This window comes from Rosenbergiella metrosideri, from assembly GCF_022602565.1.
Taxonomy (GTDB): Bacteria; Pseudomonadota; Gammaproteobacteria; order Enterobacterales; family Enterobacteriaceae; genus Rosenbergiella; species Rosenbergiella metrosideri.
In genome coordinates, this window is record NZ_JALBCV010000047.1 from 1 (window position 1) to 689 (window position 689).

The window sequence follows — 689 nt, forward strand, 5'->3', positions numbered from 1 at the left end:
GACAAAGAATCAAGTTTAAAAAGGGTTGGTAATTTTTTAAAGTCGAGAGTTTATAGGCAATCCAGAGCCGAAACCATTTTTTTTATAATAATTTCCTACTTGAATAAATTAAATTAAGGTCTGCAATGAAAAAGTATTTCTCTGGTATATTTGAAATTTTTATAAAATCTCTCTATTACTCCTATTACATCTTTCTCTCTGAAAAAGAACGTTGGACAACTAAAAGAGTGAGTAATATTGTATACGAAAAGCCTTTTGTAAGTGGAAAGGTTATGTTAATTGCATTATATGAAAAAACAAATTTAAGATCTGACACAGTTGAATTGTTGATGGAGGCTAAAAGGAAAGGGGTGTTTGTTATAGCCGTCAATACCTTAAAAGTTTCTAATGATAATCATCGCTCTGATTTAATTGATGTTTATATAGAAAAAGATAATTTTGGTCGAGATTTTGGAAGCTATAAAGCAGGTTTTAAATACATAGAAAATAAAGGTATAGCAGATACTTGTGAAAGACTGCTTATAATCAATGATAGTGTTTTCTTTTCAAAAAGAGGCCTTGGGAAATTTCTAAATGATCTATTTGAAACTAACATTGAAGTATTAGGTGCAACTGAAAACAGAGAAATTTCTTATCATTTAGGGTCTTTTTGTATATCTATATCAGGTAATATAGTAAAATACAAAAGG

The 689-nt window shown here is 28.7% G+C and carries 1 pseudogene; it reads left to right on the forward strand.

Annotated features, from left to right (window positions below):
• Window positions 1-125 precede the first annotated feature (125 nt).
• Window positions 126-689, forward strand: a pseudogene (locus MKR94_RS16405) (rhamnan synthesis F family protein); the annotation flags it as partial.